Consider the following 18807-nt stretch of genomic DNA (forward strand, 5'->3'; position numbering starts at 1 on the left):
GTGCGCTGGGGTCACGACATCCACACTTTCCGGTACGCGGGCTGGCAGGCCGACCCGGAGACCGGCGAGGTCCGGCTCGGCTACGAGCTCGTCGGCGACTCCGGCACCGTTTCCTTCACCGAGCGGATCGAGTTCGGGCCGTTCACTCCGTCGGAGACGTTCCGGCGTGTGATCGACCTGCTGCACCTCGCCGCCGGTACGAGTTACTACAAGCTCGCCGCGCCGCGCCGGGTGGTCAGCGAGACCCCGGTGCCGGCGGAGGTCGCCGCGTACGTGCGGGAGCTGTACACGAACGGGCTCGCGGAGTTCGCGTACAACAATGATCTGCCGCACGTCTTCGACCTGGACTTCGTCTTCGACGCCTCGGCCCAGCACGCCGCGCCCGTCACCATCGGCGAGCGCCCGCTGGTCGCGGTCGGCGGCGGCAAGGACTCGCTGGTCAGCCTGGAGGCCTTCCGGCGGGGCGGGCTGAACCCGGTCGGGTTCGCCGTCAGCCCCAACTGGATCATCACCGACGTGCTCGCCACCTCCGGCCTGGACACGCTGACCGTCCGGCGGCGGATCGACCAGAGCATCCTGAAGCTGAACGAGCAGGGCGCGCTGAACGGCCACATCCCGGTCACCGCGATCAACTCGCTGATCGGCGTCGCGGCCTCCGTCCTCGGCGGGCACGGCCCGATGGTCATGTCGAACGAGCGCTCGGCCTCCGCCCCGAACCTGGTCTGGCACGGCCGCGAGGTCAACCACCAGTGGTCGAAGGGAGTCGACGCGGAGCGCGGGCTGCGCACGGCGCTGGAGGCCCACGCGGGCATCACCGACGGGTACTTCTCGTTCCTGCGGCCGTTCTCCGAGTTGCACATCGCGAGGATGTTCGCGACCTTCGACACGTACGACCACGTCGTGACCAGCTGCAACAAGGCGTTCCGGCTGTCGGGTGCCACGTCGCGCTGGTGCGGGGACTGTCCCAAGTGCAGGTTCGTGTTCCTGGCGATGGCGCCGTTCATGCCGAGGGAGCGGATCGTCGGGATCTTCGGTGCCGACCTGCTTTCCGACGCGCAGCAGATCCCTGGTTACCTGGAGCTGCTCGGCATCGACGGTCACAAGCCCTTCGAGTGCGTTGGCGAGGTCGAGGAGTCGGCCGTCGCGCTCGACCTGCTGCGCAAGTCCGCCGAGTGGCAGGACGCGCCGGTGGTGAAGGCGCTCGCTGACGCCGTCCCGTTCTGGCCGTCCGGCGAGGACGAGTTCGTCCCGTCCGCCGACCACTTCGTCCCGCCGCAGTACCGGAGGCTTCTCGATGCGCTTGCCTGACCTCGACGGCCGCCGGGTCGCCATCTGGGGTACCGGCCGGGAGGGCCTGGCCGCGCTGAAAGCCTGCCCGTCGGCGCTGTTCGCCGTGGACGACAACGCGACCACCGACACCTGGGAAGGCATCCCGGTGTACACGGATCCGGCGCGCCTCGCCGAGGCCGAGATCGTGATCAAGTCGCCGGGGATCAGCCCGCACCGCCCGGTTGTGGTGGCGTTGAAGGCCCAGGGCGTGACCTTCACGAGCGGCACGGCACTGTGGATGGCGGCCAACTCTGGCCGGACGATCGGCATCACGGGCTCCAAGGGCAAGAGCACCACGTCGAACCTGATCCACCGGCTGCTCACCGCGGCGGGCCACCCGAACACGCTCGGCGGCAACATCGGCATCCCGATGCTCGACCTGCCGGACAGCGACCTGTACGTGGTCGAGCTGTCGAGCTACATGTGCTCCGAGCTGACCGTCTCACCCCGGGTCGCCGTCGTCACCGCGCTCTTCCCCGACCACCTGGACTGGCACGGCTCCGAGGAGCAGTACTTCCAGGACAAGCTGAACATCCTCTGGCACGGCCCGGCCGCTGCCGTGATCGACGGCCTCGACCACCGCCTGACGACCCTGGCTGGCGAGGGCCCGATCCTGGCCAACCAGCCGGGCACCTTCCACGTCACCGGCGAGGGGTTCTTCCGTGGCACGGAGTTCCTCTTCCCGCGCTCGGCGTTCCGGCTGCTCGGCGAGCACAACGCCCGGAACCTGTGCACGGCGCTGACTGCCATCGAGGCCTTCGGCGTGGCGTACGACTGGGCGCGGCTCGCCGAGGCCGTGTCAGCGATCGAGCCGCTGCCGCACCGGCTGACCGAGGTCCCCGACCCGAGCGCTCTGACCTTTGTGGACGATTCGCTGGCGACCACGCCGCAGGCGGCCATCGCCGCGATCGAGGCCTTCCCCGGCCGGCCGCTGACGCTGCTGGTGGGCGGGGCCGACCGTGGCGTCGACTACTCCCCGCTCCGCGCATACTTCGCCGGCCGCGCCGAGCCGGCCACGGTGATCGGGCTGCCGGACAGCGGTCCCCGGATCCTGGGTGAGCTGGCGGGCCTGCCGGGCGTCAAGGCTCTGCTCGCCGAAGATCTCGCCGACGCTGTACGCCAGGCGCGCGTGCTCACCCCCGACGGCGGCATCGTCCTGATGTCACCGGCCGCCCCCAGCTACGGTAAGTTTTCCAATTACGAACATCGATCGGCTGTGTTCCGTGAGGCGATCGAGGACTCCGCTCCACCGGCGTAACGAGAGGTGCTGGGCATGGAAGCGTTCGCCGAGCTGGAACGGATCGCCGCCCGTGAGGTCGGCCGGGGCTCCGAGGCCCTAGCCGCCCACACCGCCGGCTCGCTGTACCGGGCGGCCGCGACCCTCGCCGCCGCCCCGCAGGTCGTGATCCTGACCGGGTTCTACATCCCGGCGGCCGACCCGCCGGGCGGGGAGACCGACGGGCCGATCGGCGCCGTCCAGCTCGCCGCGGCACTGTCCATGCTGGACGTCCCGGTACGGCTGCTGACCGACGAGCCGTGCGCGCCGGTCGTGCGGGCCGCGATCGAGGCAGCGGGGCTGGACGTGCCGCTGGATGTCGCGCCCGTGCCGGTGGACGACGAGTGGGTGGCGCGGCTGCTGGCCGAGTACGAGACGGTCACCTGCATGCTCGCGATCGAACGGGTCGGCCCGGCAGCCGACGGCATCCCGAGAAACATGCGCGGCGTCGACATCTCCGCCCACACCGCAGCCCTCGACCGGGTGTACTCGGCCGGCGAGTGGCACCGGATCGGCATCGGCGACGGCGGCAACGAGCTGGGCATGGGCAAGCTCGCCCCCGAGGTCGTGGCGGCCGTCGTGGACGGCGGCGACCGGATCCACTGTGCTGTGACCTGCTCGGAGCTGATCGTCGGCGGTACGTCCAACTGGGCGGCCAGCGCGCTCACCGCAGCCCTGGCCCTGCTGCGTCCAGCCCCGGCCCTCACCAGCCTCCTCGACCCGGACTGGTCCCTCCGCGTCCTCACGCACATCGTGGAGCACGGCGGGGCCGTCGACGGCGTACGCCGTGCCCCAGCCCTCAGCGTGGACGGCCTCGACTGGGATGACTACGCCGCCCCGCTTGCCGAGCTGGCCGAGGTCGTCGGCCGGGTACAGAACTAGGGCCTGTCCGCACCGGGTGACGGCGTCCGGGCGGTCAGGACCCGCTCGCCCGCGTGCAGCAGCCCGGCGCACAGGCCGAATCCGGCCCAGCCCGCCGCGAAGGCCGCCAGCCGGCTGGTGTCCTGCACGGCGTAGAAGGCCGCGAAGAAGCCGAGCAGGCAGACGCTGTTGCGGGCGAAGTGCCGGGCGAACTCCCTGATGTCCCGGCGTACCTCGATCGCGGCGAGCACCCCGGAGTACGGGAAGGTCACCACGAAGCCGTTGAGCAGCCCGCCGAGCAGGCTCATCAGCAGCGAACCGGCGAGGACCAGCCCGAACTTCGCCGCCCAGTGCAGCTGCTCGCGGCCGGGGCGCTCACGTTCCGGGTCGGCGGCCGTGGTCGCGAGCAGCAGCTGGGCCAGTACCCACAGCGCGGTCACCCCGGCCAGCACCCACCAGAAGCCCAGCTCGGGCAGCAAGCCGAACGACCAGCTCAGCCCGACGTACGCGCCGATCGCCAGCGCGTCGGCGAGCAGGATGTTCCAGCCGAGGTAGTGGTGGGCGAGCGTGACGACACCGAAGAACACGTTGAGCGTGATCACGCCGAAGAGCTGCGCGCTGGTCACCGTGATCGAGGTCGTGGCCAGGACCAGCGTGATCGGGATCGGGAGGCTGTAGACGAAGGCCTGCCACCGCACGGAACGGATCAGCCCGATCGTCCACACCACGACGGCGATCAGCAGCGCGCCGAGCAGGCTCATCGGCGCCGCTCCCGGTCAGCACCGGTCACCTGAACTGGGCGGCCTGTTCGCAGGTCCGGAAGATCGACCGGAGCCGGGCGATGTCCAGCCGGTTGAGCGTGAACACCGTCCGGATGATCTCGCCGTGCGCGTTCATCTGGGCTTCCCATGCCCTGCGATCATCCCAGAGCGCGAAGTTCACATGGCAGTAGGGGTCCAGCGCCGAGCGGGGTACCGCGCCGACTCTCGCGCCGTGTGCCCGCTGGGTCGCGATGACTTCTTCCAGCTCGGGGGTCATCTCGGCGTAGATGAACACCCGGGAGATCCGCACGCTCCGTTCCTGCATGGCCCGCACGTTCTCCGCCCAGTACTGCGGGCCGATGCCGGTGTGCCACCAGTCCATGATGGCCGGGACGACCGTGGTGGACTGGATGTTGGTGACCGCGATCAGCTCGCGCTCGCACTGCTGCATCGGCACCATCAGGTACTCGTCGTCGCCGCGCGGCCGGTAGATCCGGCCCTGGTGCAGCTCACCGATTTCGTTGCGCAGCCGCTCGTACCGGTGCAGGACCTCCTGGGCGACCGGGCCGTCCGGGTAGATCTCCAGTACTTCCTTCGTCTCCTTCGACAGGCTGACGAAGGTGGGCCGCAGCCAGGGCGCCGCCTCGATCAGGCCGCGCAGCTCGAACCGGCGCTCGGCGCGGGCCACCGAGTCCAGGGTGAGGGAGATGGTCATGCCGGCCAGGCCGACCAGGATCGCCTCCGCCGTGTTCGCGACCTTGCTGACCTCCAGGATGATCGAGAGGGCGATCGAGATGACGATGCCGACCAGCGCCACCGGGTCGACGAGGGACGACAGTTTCGCCGCCCGGGTCGTGCCCGCCACTGGACTGCCGTTCTTCTTCCGCGCCAAGAACAACCCCTCATGAGCCTCGATACGTGAGCCTCTACTGTGGAGTCCATTGTGAGGCGCGCCGGAGGGTACCGCCACCCCGGGTGACGCACGCCGGTCGATGGATCCGGGCACAGCTGCGGGGACCGGGTGCACCGGCACGGGTACAAAGTAACGATGTTGATCTTTGGATTTTCGGACTGACGGCCCGAGGGCTCAGCCGACGATCTCGCGCCAGGCCGCCACACGATCGGCGCTGACCGGGGCCTGCCAGCCGCCCGGCTCGCGCGCCGCGCTGCCGACATGGAACGCGCGCACACCTGCGGCCTTGAGACGCGGCACGTACTCGGGCACTAGCCCTCCCCCGGCCAGGACCAGCTCGGCTGGCCGGCTCAGCACATCGGACAGCCCCGCCGACAGCCCGGCCGGCGATCCGGACGTCAGGACCATGTCGAGCCCGGGCAGCCCGAGCAGCTCGCCCCACGCGGCGTCGGTGTCTGCGGCGTGGTCGATCGCCCGGTGGAAGGTCCACGGCAGCCCGTCCAGCGCCCCGGCCAGCCGCGCCGTGGCCGCGACATCGACCCGCCCGTCCCCCGTCAGGAAGCCGAAGACGAACCCGTCAGCCCCGGCGCCGGCCAGCCGCGCGGCCTGCCCGGCCAGGCTGGCCAGGTCGGCGGCGTCGGTCTCGAAACCGGGCCGGGAGCGGAGCATCACCCGCAGCGGCAGGCTGGTCACGGCCCGGATGCGCTCGATGGTCGCCACGTCGGGGGTGAGGCCGTCGGCGGACATGTCGGACACCACCTCGAGCCGGTCAGCGCCGCCGGCTTCCGCCGCTTCCGCGTCCAGGGCGTCCAGGGCGATGATCTCGAGGAGGGTGCGCGTCATAGTTAATATTCTTACCAATAAACGGGCGAGGAGCGGTCAGGTGACCCCGAAAATCCCGTTTCCTGGCGCCTCCGGGTCCGCCGAAGTATAGAACTCCAGCGCTGCCCGGCTCAGCTCCTCCGCGCTGACGTGCCCGTCGCCGTCCCGGTCGACCAGCCGGAGCGTGGCCATCGCGTGCACCTCGTCGATGCCGTTCGCCTGCTGCCACGCGCGGAACTCCACACCGGACAGCCTGCCGTCCCCATCGGAGTCGAAACTGGTCATCACCGCCGCCACACCCGGCCCGATCAGCCAGGCGAACCCGCCCTCCGGATCGTCGGCGCTCGCCACGCAGATCGCCAGGAACTCCTCCTGGCTCACCTCGGCGTCGGTGTCCTTGTTCGCCGCCCGGCACAGCACGGCCCACAGCCCCCGGTACGCGGCGTAGATCGCCTCCACCTTCGGCGGGTCGGCGGCCGAGCCGCTGGCCGCCACCATCCGCCGGGCCTGGCTCTCGTAGTCGGCCTCGGTGATCGCCCCGTCGCCATCCCGGTCCAGCAGCCGGAACCGCCGGGTGTACTTCTCCCGCTGGAACTCGGTGACCATACCTGTAAACCTACGCCGATCCAGCCATAACGGGCGCGAAGAAAGGCGGGCCGGATGAACCGGCCCGCCTTTCTCTGCTGCTACTGGTGTTGCTGGGGGGACTTAGAAGTCCATGTCCCCGCCCGGAGCACCGCCGGCCGGAGCCGCGGCCTTCTCCGGCTTGTCGGCGACGACAGCCTCGGTCGTGAGGAACAGCGCGGCGATCGACGCGGCGTTCTGCAGGGCCGAACGGGTCACCTTGGTCGGGTCCGGGATACCGGCCGCCAGCATGTCCACGTACTCACCGGTCGCGGCGTTGAGGCCGTGGCCGACGGGCAGGCTGCGCACCTTCTCCACCACGACGCCACCCTCAAGGCCGGCGTTCACGGCGATCTGGCGCAGCGGGGCCTCCAGCGACACCTTGACGATGTTCACGCCGGTGGCCTCGTCGCCGACGAGGTCCAGCTTGTCGAACGCCGTCGCGCCAGCCTGGACGAGAGCCACGCCACCACCGGCGACGATGCCCTCCTCGACGGCGGCCTTCGCGTTACGGACGGCGTCCTCGATGCGGTGCTTGCGCTCCTTGAGCTCGACCTCGGTGGCCGCGCCGACCTTGATGACGGCCACGCCGCCGGCCAGCTTGGCGAGACGCTCCTGGAGCTTCTCCCGGTCGTAGTCCGAGTCGGACTTCTCGATCTCGGCGCGGATCTGGTTGACCCGGCCCTGGATCTCGTCGGCGTCGCCGACGCCGTCCACGATCGTGGTCTCGTCCTTGGTGACGACCACCTTGCGGGCGCGGCCGATCAGCTCCAGGCCGACACCGTCGAGCTTGAGGCCGACCTCCTCGCTGATGACCTGGCCACCGGTGAGGATGGCGATGTCGCCCAGCATGGCCTTGCGGCGGTCACCGAAGCCCGGGGCCTTGACGGCGACGGACTTGAAGGTGCCACGGATCTTGTTGACGACCAGGGTGGCCAGGGCCTCGCCCTCGATGTCCTCGGCGATGATCAGCAGCGGCTTGCCGGACTGCATGACCTTCTCGAGGATCGGCAGCATGTCCTTGACGGCCGAGATCTTCTGGTTGACGACGAGGATGTACGGGTCGTCGAGGACGGCCTCCATCCGCTCGGCGTCGGTGACGAAGTACGGCGAGATGTAGCCCTTGTCGAAGCGCATGCCCTCGGTGAGCTCGAGCTCAAGGCCGAAGGTGTTGCTCTCCTCGACGGTGATGACGCCTTCCTTGCCGACCTTGTCCATCGCCTCGGCGATGATCTCGCCGACGGTGACGTCACCGGCGGAGATGGAGGCGGTGTTGGCGATCTGCTCCTTGGTCTCGACGTCCTTCGAGAAGGAGGTCAGGGTCTCGGAGACGGCGGCAACGGCTGCCTCGATGCCACGCTTCAGGGCGATCGGGTTGGCGCCGGCGGCCACGTTGCGCAGACCCTCGCGGACCAGGGCCTGGGCCAGGACGGTCGCGGTCGTCGTGCCGTCACCGGCTACGTCGTCGGTCTTCTTGGCGACCTCCTTGACGAGCTCCGCACCGATCTTCTCGTACGGGTCCTCAAGCTCGATCTCCTTGGCGATGCTCACACCATCGTTGGTGATGGTGGGCGCGCCCCACTTCTTCTCGAGCACGACATTGCGGCCCTTCGGGCCAAGCGTCACCTTGACGGCGTCGGCGAGGACATTCATGCCCCGCTCAAGGCCACGGCGCGCCTCTTCGTCGAACGCGATCTGCTTTGCCATATCGGCGTGTCCTCCGCTGCTGCGCTCTGCCCGGGTAGGGCTGAATGTACGCAAGTCCGGGTCGAGTCGATGCCCGCGACGGACGGCCCCACGGAGGGCCTCACCTTCCCGACCTGGCACTCACACTACCTGAGTGCCAGGTCAACGTTTAGCACTCTCGGAGGCCGAGTGCAAGCCTGGGTGCGTGCCTAGGAGGCCTCGGCCAGGAGCTGTTCCGTGCTGAGCTGGGTTTCCGCGGCCCTCAGTTCGGCGTAGGTCACAAGGGCTCCGCAGACGGCCACGGCGAACAGGAACAGGGACAGCAGTGCCGCCCACAGCGCGGCGATGGTCGCGCCCAGCCAGCGGACGACAGTGCCCGCGTCGGAGGTGAAGCCCTCGACCAGCCCGCCGGGCATGCTCAGGCAGCAGGCCAGCGCCACGACGAGGAAGAAGATGCCCAGCGTCCGGCCGAGCGCCCGGCCGAGATCGGCGTGGAACAGCTTGAACGCGCGCGGGATGGGCGACACCCGCTCGTAGACCACGATGGCCGGGACCAGGGTGAACACCAGGCTCAGGTAGATGCCGGGCAGGACGCAGCAGAGCGTGCCGACGAAGGTGAGGATGCCGGCCACGATGATCCAGAGCCACAGGGGCAGGGCGCGGCTGGCGCCGAAGCGGAGGGCCTCACCCAGCGGGGCCGGGCGGTCGGCCGCCTGCCGGGTGATGGTCCAGATCGCGGCGGCCGAGCCGAGGGCCGAAAGGTAGCCGGAGAGGATCGCGACGACGAAGGCGAGGAGGATGACGCCCCAGTTGTAGCTCTTCCAGTACTCGGTGACGCTGAAGTCGTCGCCGTACATGGTCTGGGTGTCCCAGTCGCCGGCTCCGGAGGAGAGCAGGCTCAGGACCAGGGACGGGAGGGCGATCGTGACGGCCGCGAGGAGTACGAGGGCTTTCCAGCTGCGCCGGACGGCACCGGCCCATCGTTCGTACCAGCTGCTGAAGCCTATCGCCCGGTTGGGAACCAGCGGGTCGTCGGCCGGGCCTGCCGCTGCTCCCGGATAGCCGTAAGTCGCCATAGTCGCCCCCTCGATGCATATAGCACCGATCTTGCACATATCTGGGGGACTACGGGCGGTTACGTCGAAATTGCCCTATGGGTGGGCGCGGGGCGCCGGGGTGGCGCCCCGCGACGAGAGTCAGCCGGTGAGCCGGACGTTCTCCGCCTGGGGACCCTTCTGACCCTGACCAATCTCGAACTCCACCCGCTGGCCATCGTCCAGCGACTTGTATCCATCCATCTGGATCGACGAGAAGTGCACGAACACGTCCTGTCCGCCGTCCACGGCGATGAAGCCGTAGCCCTTCTCGCTGTTGAACCACTTGACGGTGCCCTCTGCCACGCTGCACTTCCTTCAGTCCAACCACACCGGCGCCGCGGAACACGGCCGCCAGGATCAAGCCATCCCCAGTGCTCGATGAACGCACACTACACAAGCAGATCAACCAACGCACTAATACAAATCGGACAGTGTGAATGCGTCGTTGACTGTGGACAATGACGGCTAGATTTGATCTTTATGGCAAACCCTTATCCGGTACCGGATCACGGCACGCTCGCATGGATCCGCGCGGTCCTCGGCGCCGATCCGGGCACCCCGGTCGCGCTGACCGGCGGGACAGCGCAGGCCGTCTGGCTGGTTCCCGCCGCTGACGGCCGTGAATACGTCATGCGCCAGTGGAGCCGCCCCGGCTGGCGGGAATCCGACCCGCACCACAGCCCGGAGAACGAACTCGCGGCCCTCACGGCGCTGGCCGCCACCGGGCTGCCGGTACCGGAGGTGGTGGCCTGTGACGCGGCCGGCGAGCACGGCGACCACCCCGCGCTGCTGATGACCCGGCTACCCGGCCACATCGCGTCGAGCGCCACGTACCGGGTGCCCGGCGACCCGCCCATGACTCCGGACATGATCCGGCAGCTCACCGAGGCCGCGCAGGTCGTGCACGGCCTCGCGGTACCGGCAGTCGGGCCGTACGAGCCCTACGGGGACCTGAGCGGCGCGGAGCCGCCGGAGGGCACGAGCCGGCCGGAGTTGTGGGAGCTGGCCTTCGAGACCGTCCTCAGTGGCCCGCCAGCGGCCCCGGAAGTCTTCGTCCACCGTGACTTCCACCCCGGGAACACGCTCTGGCTGGACGGCAGGCTGAGCGGCCTCATCGACTGGACGACAGCCGCACGCGGCCCGGCCGGGGTCGACTACGGGCACCTGCGCTGGAACCTGGTCGCCGCGTACGGCCTGGAGACCGCCGGCTCGGTGCTCCGCCACGCCCCCGACTACCACCCGTACTGGGACCTGCGGACGGTGGCGGACGCGGCTGAGCTGGTCGAGGACCTGCCGCTGTTCGAGCGGTACCTCGATTCGGTGCTCAGCCGGATCTGACGAGACCGGGTATGAAGGAACGCATGGAAATCATGATCAGGCAGATCACCGCCGCTGACACCGCGAAGGCACGCGCACTGCGGATCGAGGCGCTGGCCGACGCGCCGCTGGCCTTCGGTACGAGGCTGGACGAGGCGTGCGCGCGGCCGAACGAGTTCTGGGCGGAGCAGACGGCGAACGGCGCGGCGGGGACGAGCCAGGCGCAGTTCGTGGCGGTCGACGGGGAGGCGCTCGTCGGGTCGGTGATCGGGCTGGACCAGGGCGACCACACGTTCGTCATCGGGGTCTACGTCAGGCCCGGGTACCGGGGAAAGGGGCTGCTCGGCGGGCTCATGGCCGCCGTGGGTGACTGGTCGCCCCACGCGGAACTGCGGCTGGAGGTCACCAGCCCGGCGGCGCTGCGGGCGTACCAGAAAATTGGTTTCGCCGAAAACGGCAAGCTCGACTACTTCGTGCCGAAGGGGACGACGATCCGGCGGGAAATGACGAAGGTGGTCTGAGAGCGGCGCGGCGGGCCGGCCACGCCGCTCTCAGAGGTCTGCCTAGACGTGCCGGCGGGACTGGACGATCCGGAAGCGGTTCGCCACGTAGGCACCGTCGGTGAGGGCCGAGTTCGCGGCGCGGTTGGCGCCACTGGCGTGGAAGTCGGAGTACGCGGCCGACTGGTTGACGAAGACGCCACCGGTCAGGTTGATCGACAGGTGCGTGCCGACCTCGATCGCGGCCTCCTCGACCACGCGGAGGACCTCCTCGTCGTTCGAGTAGACCGAGGCGGTCAGCGCGCCCTTGGCGTCGACCGTCTTCGCGAAGAGCTCGACCGACTGCGCGGTGCTGTCGGTGGCGACCAGGAAGGAGATCGGGCCGAACCACTCCGTGCCGTAGGTGTCCTCGTCCGCCGCGTCGAGCTTGACGATCAGCGGGGTCCGGACGACGGCGTCGGGGAACTCGGGGTGGGCGTGCGCGACCGAGTCGAGCACGACCTCGCCGACCTTGCGGGCCAGGTCGAGGCGGCTGGTCACGCCGTCGTTGACGATCGCGCCGATCAGCTCGACCGCGCGGGCCGGGTCACCGGTCAGCTTCGCCACGGAGCCGGCGATGCCCGAAGCGACCTCGTCGAAGGACTTGTGGCCGTCGCCGGTCTCGATGCCGCCCCGCGGGATGAAGATGTTCTGCGAGGTGGTGCACATCTGGCCCGAGTAGAGGGACAGCGTGAAGGCGATGTTGCGGCACATGCCGGCGAAGTCGTCGGCCGAGTCGATGATGATCGTGTTGACGCCGGCCTTCTCCGTGTACACGGAGGCCTGGCGGGCGTTGGCCTCCAGCCAGTCGCCGTACTCCGTCGAGCCGGTGAAGTCGACGATCTTGACCTCGGGCCGGGTGGCCAGCACGCTCGCCAGCTTCTCGCCGGAGGCCTCGGGGGCCAGCTGCACCAGGTTCGGGTCGAAGCCGGCCTCGGCCAGCACCGCCCGCGCCTCACGGACCGTGATCGCCAGCGGGGCGACCGCGCGCGGGTGCGGCTTGACGATCACCGGGTTGCCGGTGACGAGCGAGGCGAACAGGCCAGGGTAGGAGTTCCACGTCGGGAACGTGTTGCAGCCGATCACGAGCGCGAGGCCGCGCGGCACGACGTGGAAGGTCTTCGTCATCCGCAGCGGGTCGCCCTTGCCGGCGGGCTTCTCCCACGCGGCGGTCTCCGGGTGCCGGGTCATCTCGGCGTAGGAGTAGGCGACGGCCTCCAGCGCGCGCTCGAAGGCGTGCGCGGTGCCGGCCTGGAACGCCATCACGAAGGCCTGGCCGGTGGTGAACTGCACCGAGTACGCCAGCTCGAAGGTGTTCCTGGCGAGCCGGTCGAGGATCTCCAGGACCACGCCGGTGCGGGCCTGCGGGCCGGCCTCACGCCACGCGGGCAGCGCTGCCTGCGCGTTGGAGATCAGGGTGTCCGCGTCGAGCCGGGGGTAGGTGATCCCCATGTCGATGCCGAACGGGCTGGTCTCGGTGGCCACGCGGTCGGTCCCGTCGAGCGGGAAGTCACCGTTGCGGTAGGCGTCGAACGCGGCCCGGCCGTCAGCGGCGGCCGTCTCGCCCCAGACCCGCGGGCTGGGCGATTCCGGGTATGCCGACCAGTAGCCCCGCTCCCGGATCGCGGTGAGCGCGGCGTCGAGCTTCTCGCGGTGCTGGGCGAAGAGGTCCGAAGTCATGCCCACCATCATGCACCCGCTGTGACAGGTTCACGCAATCCGATCATCAACGTGTCATGACAGCCCGGGACCCGGTACGCGGCCATCAGCGGCGTCCGGCCGATCACCTGGCCGGTCATCAGGGCGGAGGCAGGCCCCGGCCGGGACTTGCGGGCAGGCTGCGACGTAGATCACAGTCCCCCGGTCAGCAGTCCGGGGCTGTGCCTTCGGAGGTCACGTACCCGCTGTGGACGTAGTTCCCGTCGGAGAGGCGGTACCAGTCGCCGGTCTGGCAGTCGAGCGGCAGCACGGCGGCGCTGGCCGCGACGGCGACGATCCGGTATCCCGTTCCGGGGCCGGACCTGACGTTCAGCAGGCCGGACTCGACAGCCACCTTGCCGCTGGCCGGGGAGCCGCTCGTCCAGAGGAAGGTGGCGATGATCCACGCGTTGCTCGTCAGGCCGAGGCCGTCCCAGAAGGTACCGTCAGCGAGGTCGATGCCGGCCGGGTTGCTGACCGTCCGGCCGAACTCGTCCTTGCCCCGGTTGTAGCCGCCCTCGATGGCCGCCTGCGCCATCGGCAGGCCCCGGGGCAGGTCGCACCACCACTCGCGGAGTTCGTTCCAGTAGTCGTCGTGCGTGTTCCACGGGCCGACGTCCCACACGGGGGCGTACTCGCAGCGGGCGCCGTCCTCGGTGCAAACCTTCACCGTGTACTCGCCGCCGCCCTTGCTCGACAGTCCGCGCCGGGACGGCAGGGCGACGAAGTGGTCCCGTTCGGTGATGACGTGACCGTTGGCCGTCGTCTTGCCGACGAGCCCCTCCCTGGTGGCGTACACCCTGGACTGGAAGGGGCTCCCCTCGGACGCGTGTGCTGGGGCAGCCATGAACGGAGTGAGCAGGATCAGCGCAGTAACCGCTCTTAGCCACATACCGGCACATTAGTGCTGATTTAGAACTCCTGCTGCCAGTTCACCCAGGTGTCAACGAAACGGAAACCCATCCGCTCATTGATCACGATCATGTACCCGTTGGACGCCGCGTTCCACGTGTCCACCGCCCGCAGGTCCGGGTGCACGGCCCGCACCCGCGCCAGGTTCTCCAGCTTCACGACCGTGCCGAGCCGGTGACCACGGTGGTCGGGGTCGGCGATCGTGTTGTGCTGCCAGCCGTGCCACTCGATGCCCTGGCTCATGCCGATCGCGGTGTACGCGGCGAGCTGGCCGGAGGCGGTGTGCACCAGGCCGGCCCCGTAGTGCGTACGCTTCCGCGCGTCGGCAGCGGCCTCGCCGGCCCGGATCCGTTCGCGGTCGTAGTTCTCCTTCTCCAGCACCAGGTCGCCGGTCGGCGAGTCGGTGAGGAGCCGGCCGTCGAGGTACGCGACCCCGTCGATGATCTCGTCCGGCGCGTGGTTGCCCCAGGTCACCAGCTCGTACCCCTCGGCGTGCGTCCACGCCTCGGCCAGCTGGGCCGCCAGGTCCTCGTCGGACACCACACCCGGCGTCCAGCGGCGGCGCGCCTCGTCGTGCACCCGCTTCGCACCCATCACCAGCGCGAAAGCGTTACCGGGGCCGTGCTTCGAGGCGGTGTCGTCCGGAGCGGCCTCACCCGCGTACCCGACGATCCGCTTGCGGCCGTTGGCCTTGGCGCGCTCCACGGCCTTGGCGTACAGCGCGGTACCGATGCCCTTGCGCCGGTGGTCCGGGTGGACCATCAGATCCACATCGGAGTTCTCCACGTTGTCCAGGGTCGGCATGCCCAGGTCGAAGAGCCCCACGAGCTCGCCGCCGTCCACGGCGATCCAGTACTCCCTCTTGCTGCCTGGCCATGGATGACTCAGACCGTCGATGCATTCCTCGCGTGTCGTCTCCGGGAAGTCCGGCACGTCATACGCCATGGTCTCGGCGATGAGCCGCATCCGGGCCTCGAGAGCCGCCGCGTCAGAGAGGTCAAGCTGCACGATTTCCATAGCGCCAGGGTGAACGGCACCAGCGCTGTCCGCGACCGATTTACGGGATGGGGGCCGATGGTGCCCGATGGGGCCAGACCGGGCCCGGAATTGGTCGAGAGGACGCTCGCGTTCGCTGTGACACCGCTCAGGTGCGGCACCACAGCGCCGGACAGATCCGGTGATGTGCGGCGTCCTCCCGCGCTCAGAATCCTCTGGCCTCTACCACCCGGGCGTCAAGCTGCCAACTGATCCCGATCGATCGTTAAGTTAACGTTGCGTGCCGGCACGCCGGGCCCTTCCCGGCCGGCGCGCCGGACGACCTGCACACGTAATGCTCATGTTAGGTTACTCACCGTAACTGCTGTGACCTAAGTCACAGGCGGGACTGATCCCGGGCCGGCCACGGCTAGAGCAGCCCGGCCTCCCTGGCGGCCCGCAGCGACGGCTTCACCTGGTGCGTCGGTCCAACCTGGCCGGCCACGGCGTCCACAGTCTTCAGACCCTCACCAGTGTTGTACACGACCGTCTCAGCAGCCGGATCCAGCTTGCCACTCGCGACAAGCTTCTTGAGGACGGCCACGGTCACGCCACCAGCCGTCTCCGCGAACACGCCCGTGGTACTGGCCAGCAGCTCGATACCCTCACGGATCTCGTCGTCGGTGGCCGAGTCCATCCAGCCACCCGTACGCCGGACCGACTCCAGCGCGTAGACCCCGGCCGCCGGGTCGCCGATGTTGAGGGACTTCGCGATCCCGGTCGGCTTGACCGGCGTGATGTCCTCGGCGCCGGCGTGCAGGGCCGTGGCGATCGGCTTGCAGCCCTCGGACTGGGCGCCGAACACCTTCCATGGCCGGTGCTCGACCAGCCCGATCTCGACCAGCTCCTCGAAGGCCTTGTCCACCTTGGTCAGCAGCTCGCCACTGGCCATCGGGATCACGACCTGCTCCGGCAGCCGCCAGCCGAGCTGCTCGGCGACCTCGTAGCCGAGCGTCTTGGAACCCTCGGCGTAGTACGGCCGGACGTTCACGTTGACGAACGCCGTGTCCTCGAAGGCGTCGGTCTCGGTCAGCTCGCCACAGAGCCGGTTCACGTCGTCGTAGGAACCCTCGACCGCGACGAGCTGCCCGCCGTAGACGGCCGTTGTCACGACCTTGCCCTGCTCCAGGTCGTACGGGATGAAGACGATGCTGGGCACCCCGGCCCGCGCACCGTGCGCGGCCACGGAGTTGGCGAGGTTACCGGTCGACGCGCACGCGAACCGCGTGAAGCCGAGCCCCTTGGCAGCGCTGAGCGCCACGGACACGACCCGGTCCTTGAAGGAGTGGGTGGGGTTGGCTGAGTCGTCCTTCACCCACAGCGTCCCCGTCATGCCGATCGCCCTGGCCAGCGCGTCAGCCCGGACGAGCGGCGTGAGGCCCGGGTCGAGGGATACGCGGGTGGCCGGGTCCTGGCCGGCGGGGAGCAGCGGGGCGTACCGCCAGATGTTCTGCGGGCCGGCCTCGATCTGCTCGCGGGTGACGCGGGCCAGGGCCTCGGCGTCGTAGGCGACCTCGAGCGGGCCGAAACACTGGTAACAGGCGTGCTGGGCGATCAGCGGATACTCAGCGGCACAGGCCCGGCAGACCAGGGCACGGGCGGGTGAGGCGACAGCGAGCAGCGTCATAACGCGCGGGTTCCTTCCCATCTTTCCCGGATCTGATCGATTTGATCGTCCGGGCCGGAATTGGCACCTAACCCACGAATGTGGCGGTTGCCGGAGCGTCAACGGGCCGTTCCCTCGGCTCCTCTGGATGAGGTATGTAGTTGTGGCCTTGCACTTGTGGCCGACAGTCTATGGGTTTTTTCCATCACCCGACACGTGAGCCCCACCACGATCGTTGAACAGGATGATCGGGGACGAGGAGGTCGGAAGATGGCGGTTGGGCACAGCCCGATGGTCCGCCGCAGCAGGCTGGGTGCCGAGCTGCGCAAGCTCCGCCGTGACAAGAACCTGACCATCGCCCAGGTGTCGGTGCTGATCGGCTGGCAGGCGTCCGAGCTGAGCCGTCTCGAGAACGGCAAGCTCCGCCCTGACCTGTCCGTCGTCATGGACATCCTCGACGCGCTGGAGTGCATCGGCCCCGAACGGGAGATGCTGATCAGCATGGCGCGCGACGCCAACCAGCGCGGCTGGTGGAAGGCGATGGTCGGGCCGATGTTCGAGCGCTACCGGCAGATCGCGGAGATCGAGGCCGGCGCGACGGAGATCCGTCAGATCACGATGCTGTTCGTGCCGGGGCTGCTCCAGACGGAGGAGTACGCCCGTTCCCGGCTCTCGAACACGCCGGGCCTGACGGAGGCGAGCGCCGTCCAGACAGCGATCAATGGTCGCCTGACGCGGCAGAAGCTCCTCGACAACGAGGAGACGCAGTACTCGGTCCTGATGGACGAGGGAATACTCCACCGGAGGACGTGCGAGCCGGGCATGCTGGCCGACCAGTTCCGGCACCTGCTGAAGATCGGGCAGCGGTCCAACATCGACATCAGGATCATCCCGTTCGTCGCGGAGATCTACGAACGGACGCAGATCACTTCAGGTTTCACTCTTTTCCGGTACGCGAGCCCGGATGATCCGCGGGTGGCCTACGTGGAGACCAGCACCGTGGATCTCGTCCTCAGCGACCGTGAGGACCTGGCCCGCTACGAGAAGATGCACGAAGAATTCGGTGCCCATGCACTGAATGCGGCCGACTCACTCGCGCTGATCGAGGACGCGGTCGAAAGATTCCAGCCCAAGGGAACATGATGTTTGATTCACCGTTCGATGCCTGGCACAAGTCCACCCGCAGCGACGCTGGTGGGTGTGTCGAGGTCTCGGCGAACACGGACCGGACGCTGATCGGGGTACGGGACACCACCCACAGGACCGGTGGGACCTTGTCGTTCAGCATCGCTGACTGGCGGGGTTTCATCGTCGAGGCGAAGCACGGCGTGTTCGATCGCTGAGGCGAAGCGTATAGGACTCTGGCCCGGTCTCCGACCGGGCCAGAGTCCTTTTTGGGCAGAAGTCTATTCAGTCACCGGAATAGGCGCCGATCGGACTGTGCAGTCACCCTGCGCACCGATATCTTCGACGCATGGCCACGTCACCTACGTCGGCTGCCCGCGTCCACCAGATCGGTGCGGCCCTCCGCGAACTCCGCGAATCAACCGGTCTGAGCGGCAGCCGGGTCGCCGCCCGGACCGGCATCAGCCAGTCCAAGATCTCCAAGATCGAGAATGGGCTGATCCGTCCGACCGCCGGCGAGACCGCCCGGCTGCTCAGTGCGCTCGGCGCCTCAGAGGAAACCAAGGCTCAGATCGTCGAGCAGGCACAGGCTGCCCAGGTCACGTTCACGACGATCGGGCAGTACAAGCAGCTCGGGCTGGACCGCCACCAGCACCGCGTCGCCGCCTGGGAAGGCGCGGCGAACGAGCTTCACCATCTGTCGGTCGCTCTGGTGTCAGGGCTCCTGCAGAGCCCGGCGTACATCCGGGGGATCTTCGCTATGCCCGCGTACCGGGACCGGCCTGATGCCGAGGCCGCCGTCGCTGGCCGGCTGGAACGCCAGAAGATCCTTCACGAGCCCGATCGCGTGTTCAACTTCGTGCTCATGGAGTCCGCGCTACGACATCGCATCGTCTCCGCGCCGGACATGGCCGACCAGGCTGATCATCTGGTCGCGATGTCCCGGCTCCCCCAGATCAGGATCTCTGTCCTGCCGATGGCCGTCAGGCTCCCCACCGAGATCCTGCACGCGTTCTCTATTTTCGATCGCGACTGGGTGCTGGTGGAGACCAGTCACGGGGATCTCAAGAGTCTCCGGCCTGAGGACACCCGGAGTTACCTGGAGCGGTTCGAGTTGCTGCAGGGGGCGGCGCTGCAGGGGGATGACGTGCGGGCGTTCCTGGGCGAGGTCGCAGCTCAGTACCGGGCCGACGTGGACTGATTTAT

19 protein-coding genes and 1 riboswitch are annotated in these 18807 nt (G+C 68.8%); of the genes, 8 read left to right on the forward strand and 11 right to left on the reverse strand.

Going from position 1 to position 18807, the window contains the following annotated elements:
* Genes A3G1_RS0122980 through A3G1_RS0122990 form a run of 3 tightly spaced genes read left to right on the forward strand, consistent with a single transcriptional unit; the run spans position 1 to position 3487 of the window.
* Positions 1 to 1308 (forward strand): MurL-like N-terminal domain-containing, encoded by a 1308-nt coding sequence (locus A3G1_RS0122980; RefSeq protein ID WP_018351847.1) that lies wholly within the window; start codon positions 1 to 3, stop codon positions 1306 to 1308.
* Positions 1295 to 2587 (forward strand): UDP-N-acetylmuramoyl-L-alanine--D-glutamate ligase, encoded by a 1293-nt coding sequence (gene murD, locus A3G1_RS0122985; protein WP_018351848.1) that lies wholly within the window; start codon positions 1295 to 1297, stop codon positions 2585 to 2587. The genes A3G1_RS0122980 and murD overlap by 14 nt, the downstream gene beginning before the upstream one ends.
* Before the next feature lie 15 nt (positions 2588 to 2602).
* Positions 2603 to 3487: a glutamate cyclase domain-containing protein gene (locus A3G1_RS0122990; RefSeq protein WP_018351849.1), complete on the forward strand. Its 885-nt coding sequence runs from the start codon at positions 2603 to 2605 to the stop codon at positions 3485 to 3487.
* Here A3G1_RS0122990 and A3G1_RS0122995 read toward each other — a convergent pair.
* The 7 genes from A3G1_RS0122995 to A3G1_RS0123025 form a co-directional block, all read right to left on the reverse strand.
* Positions 3484 to 4227: a hypothetical protein gene (locus tag A3G1_RS0122995; RefSeq protein WP_018351850.1), complete on the reverse strand. Its 744-nt coding sequence runs from the start codon at positions 4225 to 4227 to the stop codon at positions 3484 to 3486. The genes A3G1_RS0122990 and A3G1_RS0122995 overlap by 4 nt on opposite strands.
* Positions 4228 to 4252: 25 nt before the next feature.
* Positions 4253 to 5119 carry a hypothetical protein gene (locus A3G1_RS0123000; protein ID WP_018351851.1) on the reverse strand — a complete coding sequence of 289 codons (867 nt, stop codon included), beginning with the start codon at positions 5117 to 5119 and terminating at the stop codon, positions 4253 to 4255.
* A 195-nt stretch (positions 5120 to 5314) separates the two neighbouring features.
* The gene (locus A3G1_RS0123005) at positions 5315 to 5983 is read right to left on the reverse strand and encodes a copper homeostasis protein CutC (protein WP_018351852.1); all 669 of its coding nucleotides are present in this window, start codon (positions 5981 to 5983) and stop codon (positions 5315 to 5317) included.
* Between the two features lie 36 nt (positions 5984 to 6019).
* Positions 6020 to 6568 carry an EF-hand domain-containing protein gene (locus A3G1_RS38890; protein ID WP_018351853.1) on the reverse strand — a complete coding sequence of 183 codons (549 nt, stop codon included), beginning with the start codon at positions 6566 to 6568 and terminating at the stop codon, positions 6020 to 6022.
* 102 nt (positions 6569 to 6670) lie between these two features.
* A complete protein-coding gene (groL, locus tag A3G1_RS0123015) occupies positions 6671 to 8293 on the reverse strand; it encodes a chaperonin GroEL (RefSeq protein ID WP_018351854.1) in 1623 nt (540 codons plus the stop codon).
* Between the two features lie 188 nt (positions 8294 to 8481).
* Entirely contained in the window at positions 8482 to 9348 is an 867-nt protein-coding gene (locus tag A3G1_RS0123020; protein ID WP_018351855.1) for a hypothetical protein, read from the reverse strand.
* 120 nt (positions 9349 to 9468) lie between these two features.
* Positions 9469 to 9672, reverse strand: a complete 204-nt coding sequence (locus A3G1_RS0123025) for a cold-shock protein (RefSeq protein ID WP_018351856.1) — start codon at positions 9670 to 9672, stop codon at positions 9469 to 9471.
* A gap of 177 nt (positions 9673 to 9849) precedes the next feature.
* Here A3G1_RS0123025 and A3G1_RS36330 point away from each other — a divergent pair, with 177 nt between their 5' ends.
* A complete protein-coding gene (locus A3G1_RS36330; RefSeq protein WP_018351857.1) occupies positions 9850 to 10707 on the forward strand; it encodes a phosphotransferase family protein in 858 nt (285 codons plus the stop codon).
* A gap of 23 nt (positions 10708 to 10730) precedes the next feature.
* A complete protein-coding gene (locus tag A3G1_RS0123035; RefSeq protein ID WP_018351858.1) occupies positions 10731 to 11207 on the forward strand; it encodes a GNAT family N-acetyltransferase in 477 nt (158 codons plus the stop codon).
* A 42-nt stretch (positions 11208 to 11249) separates the two neighbouring features.
* On the opposite strand, the gene paaN is transcribed toward A3G1_RS0123035, so the two are convergent.
* The 4 genes from paaN to thrC all read right to left on the reverse strand — a co-directional run bounded on the left by paaN (position 11250) and on the right by thrC (position 16497).
* Complete coding sequence (gene paaN / locus A3G1_RS0123040; RefSeq protein WP_018351859.1) at positions 11250 to 12917, reverse strand: phenylacetic acid degradation protein PaaN; 1668 nt, start codon at positions 12915 to 12917, stop codon at positions 11250 to 11252.
* Positions 12918 to 13089: 172 nt separating this feature from the next.
* The gene (locus tag A3G1_RS36335; RefSeq protein ID WP_342664506.1) at positions 13090 to 13770 is read right to left on the reverse strand and encodes an SH3 domain-containing protein; all 681 of its coding nucleotides are present in this window, start codon (positions 13768 to 13770) and stop codon (positions 13090 to 13092) included.
* Between the two features lie 65 nt (positions 13771 to 13835).
* Complete coding sequence (locus A3G1_RS0123050; RefSeq protein ID WP_018351861.1) at positions 13836 to 14852, reverse strand: GNAT family N-acetyltransferase; 1017 nt, start codon at positions 14850 to 14852, stop codon at positions 13836 to 13838.
* 388 nt (positions 14853 to 15240) lie between these two features.
* Positions 15241 to 16497 (reverse strand): threonine synthase, encoded by a 1257-nt coding sequence (gene thrC / locus A3G1_RS0123055; RefSeq protein WP_018351862.1) that lies wholly within the window; start codon positions 16495 to 16497, stop codon positions 15241 to 15243.
* A gap of 14 nt (positions 16498 to 16511) precedes the next feature.
* A riboswitch (SAM riboswitch) is annotated at positions 16512 to 16631 on the reverse strand.
* A 115-nt stretch (positions 16632 to 16746) separates the two neighbouring features.
* On the opposite strand from thrC, the gene A3G1_RS36340 reads away from it, so the two are divergent.
* From A3G1_RS36340 to A3G1_RS36345, 3 genes are all read left to right on the forward strand, one after another.
* Positions 16747 to 17619, forward strand: a complete 873-nt coding sequence (locus A3G1_RS36340) for a helix-turn-helix domain-containing protein (protein WP_083937042.1) — start codon at positions 16747 to 16749, stop codon at positions 17617 to 17619.
* A complete protein-coding gene (locus A3G1_RS0123065) occupies positions 17619 to 17819 on the forward strand; it encodes a DUF397 domain-containing protein (protein ID WP_018351864.1) in 201 nt (66 codons plus the stop codon). The genes A3G1_RS36340 and A3G1_RS0123065 overlap by 1 nt, the downstream gene beginning before the upstream one ends.
* Before the next feature lie 131 nt (positions 17820 to 17950).
* Positions 17951 to 18802, forward strand: coding sequence for a helix-turn-helix domain-containing protein (locus A3G1_RS36345; protein ID WP_018351865.1), 852 nt, complete (start codon positions 17951 to 17953; stop codon positions 18800 to 18802).
* Positions 18803 to 18807 lie beyond the last annotated feature (5 nt).

It is taken from the genome of Longispora albida DSM 44784, from assembly GCF_000379825.1.
In the GTDB taxonomy this organism is placed as follows: domain Bacteria; phylum Actinomycetota; class Actinomycetes; order Mycobacteriales; family Micromonosporaceae; genus Longispora; species Longispora albida.

What these genes read in the sequence shown, in the direction of transcription:
- murD (WP_018351848.1), top strand. Translation starts at nt 1,295, where the DNA reads ATGCGCTTGCCTGACCTCGACGGCCGCCGGGTCGCCATCTGGGGTACC.
- A3G1_RS0122990 (WP_018351849.1), top strand. Translation starts at nt 2,603, where the DNA reads ATGGAAGCGTTCGCCGAGCTGGAACGGATCGCCGCCCGTGAGGTCGGC.
- A3G1_RS0122995 (WP_018351850.1), bottom strand. Translation starts at nt 4,227, where the DNA reads ATGAGCCTGCTCGGCGCGCTGCTGATCGCCGTCGTGGTGTGGACGATC.
- A3G1_RS0123005 (WP_018351852.1), bottom strand. Translation starts at nt 5,983, where the DNA reads ATGACGCGCACCCTCCTCGAGATCATCGCCCTGGACGCCCTGGACGCG.
- A3G1_RS38890 (WP_018351853.1), bottom strand. Translation starts at nt 6,568, where the DNA reads ATGGTCACCGAGTTCCAGCGGGAGAAGTACACCCGGCGGTTCCGGCTG.
- groL (WP_018351854.1), bottom strand. Translation starts at nt 8,293, where the DNA reads ATGGCAAAGCAGATCGCGTTCGACGAAGAGGCGCGCCGTGGCCTTGAG.
- A3G1_RS0123020 (WP_018351855.1), bottom strand. Translation starts at nt 9,348, where the DNA reads ATGGCGACTTACGGCTATCCGGGAGCAGCGGCAGGCCCGGCCGACGAC.
- A3G1_RS36330 (WP_018351857.1), top strand. Translation starts at nt 9,850, where the DNA reads ATGGCAAACCCTTATCCGGTACCGGATCACGGCACGCTCGCATGGATC.
- A3G1_RS0123035 (WP_018351858.1), top strand. Translation starts at nt 10,731, where the DNA reads ATGGAAATCATGATCAGGCAGATCACCGCCGCTGACACCGCGAAGGCA.
- paaN (WP_018351859.1), bottom strand. Translation starts at nt 12,917, where the DNA reads ATGATGGTGGGCATGACTTCGGACCTCTTCGCCCAGCACCGCGAGAAG.
- A3G1_RS36335 (WP_342664506.1), bottom strand. Translation starts at nt 13,770, where the DNA reads ATGGCTGCCCCAGCACACGCGTCCGAGGGGAGCCCCTTCCAGTCCAGG.
- A3G1_RS0123050 (WP_018351861.1), bottom strand. Translation starts at nt 14,852, where the DNA reads ATGGAAATCGTGCAGCTTGACCTCTCTGACGCGGCGGCTCTCGAGGCC.
- thrC (WP_018351862.1), bottom strand. Translation starts at nt 16,497, where the DNA reads ATGACGCTGCTCGCTGTCGCCTCACCCGCCCGTGCCCTGGTCTGCCGG.
- A3G1_RS36340 (WP_083937042.1), top strand. Translation starts at nt 16,747, where the DNA reads ATGGCGGTTGGGCACAGCCCGATGGTCCGCCGCAGCAGGCTGGGTGCC.
- A3G1_RS0123065 (WP_018351864.1), top strand. Translation starts at nt 17,619, where the DNA reads ATGTTTGATTCACCGTTCGATGCCTGGCACAAGTCCACCCGCAGCGAC.
- A3G1_RS36345 (WP_018351865.1), top strand. Translation starts at nt 17,951, where the DNA reads ATGGCCACGTCACCTACGTCGGCTGCCCGCGTCCACCAGATCGGTGCG.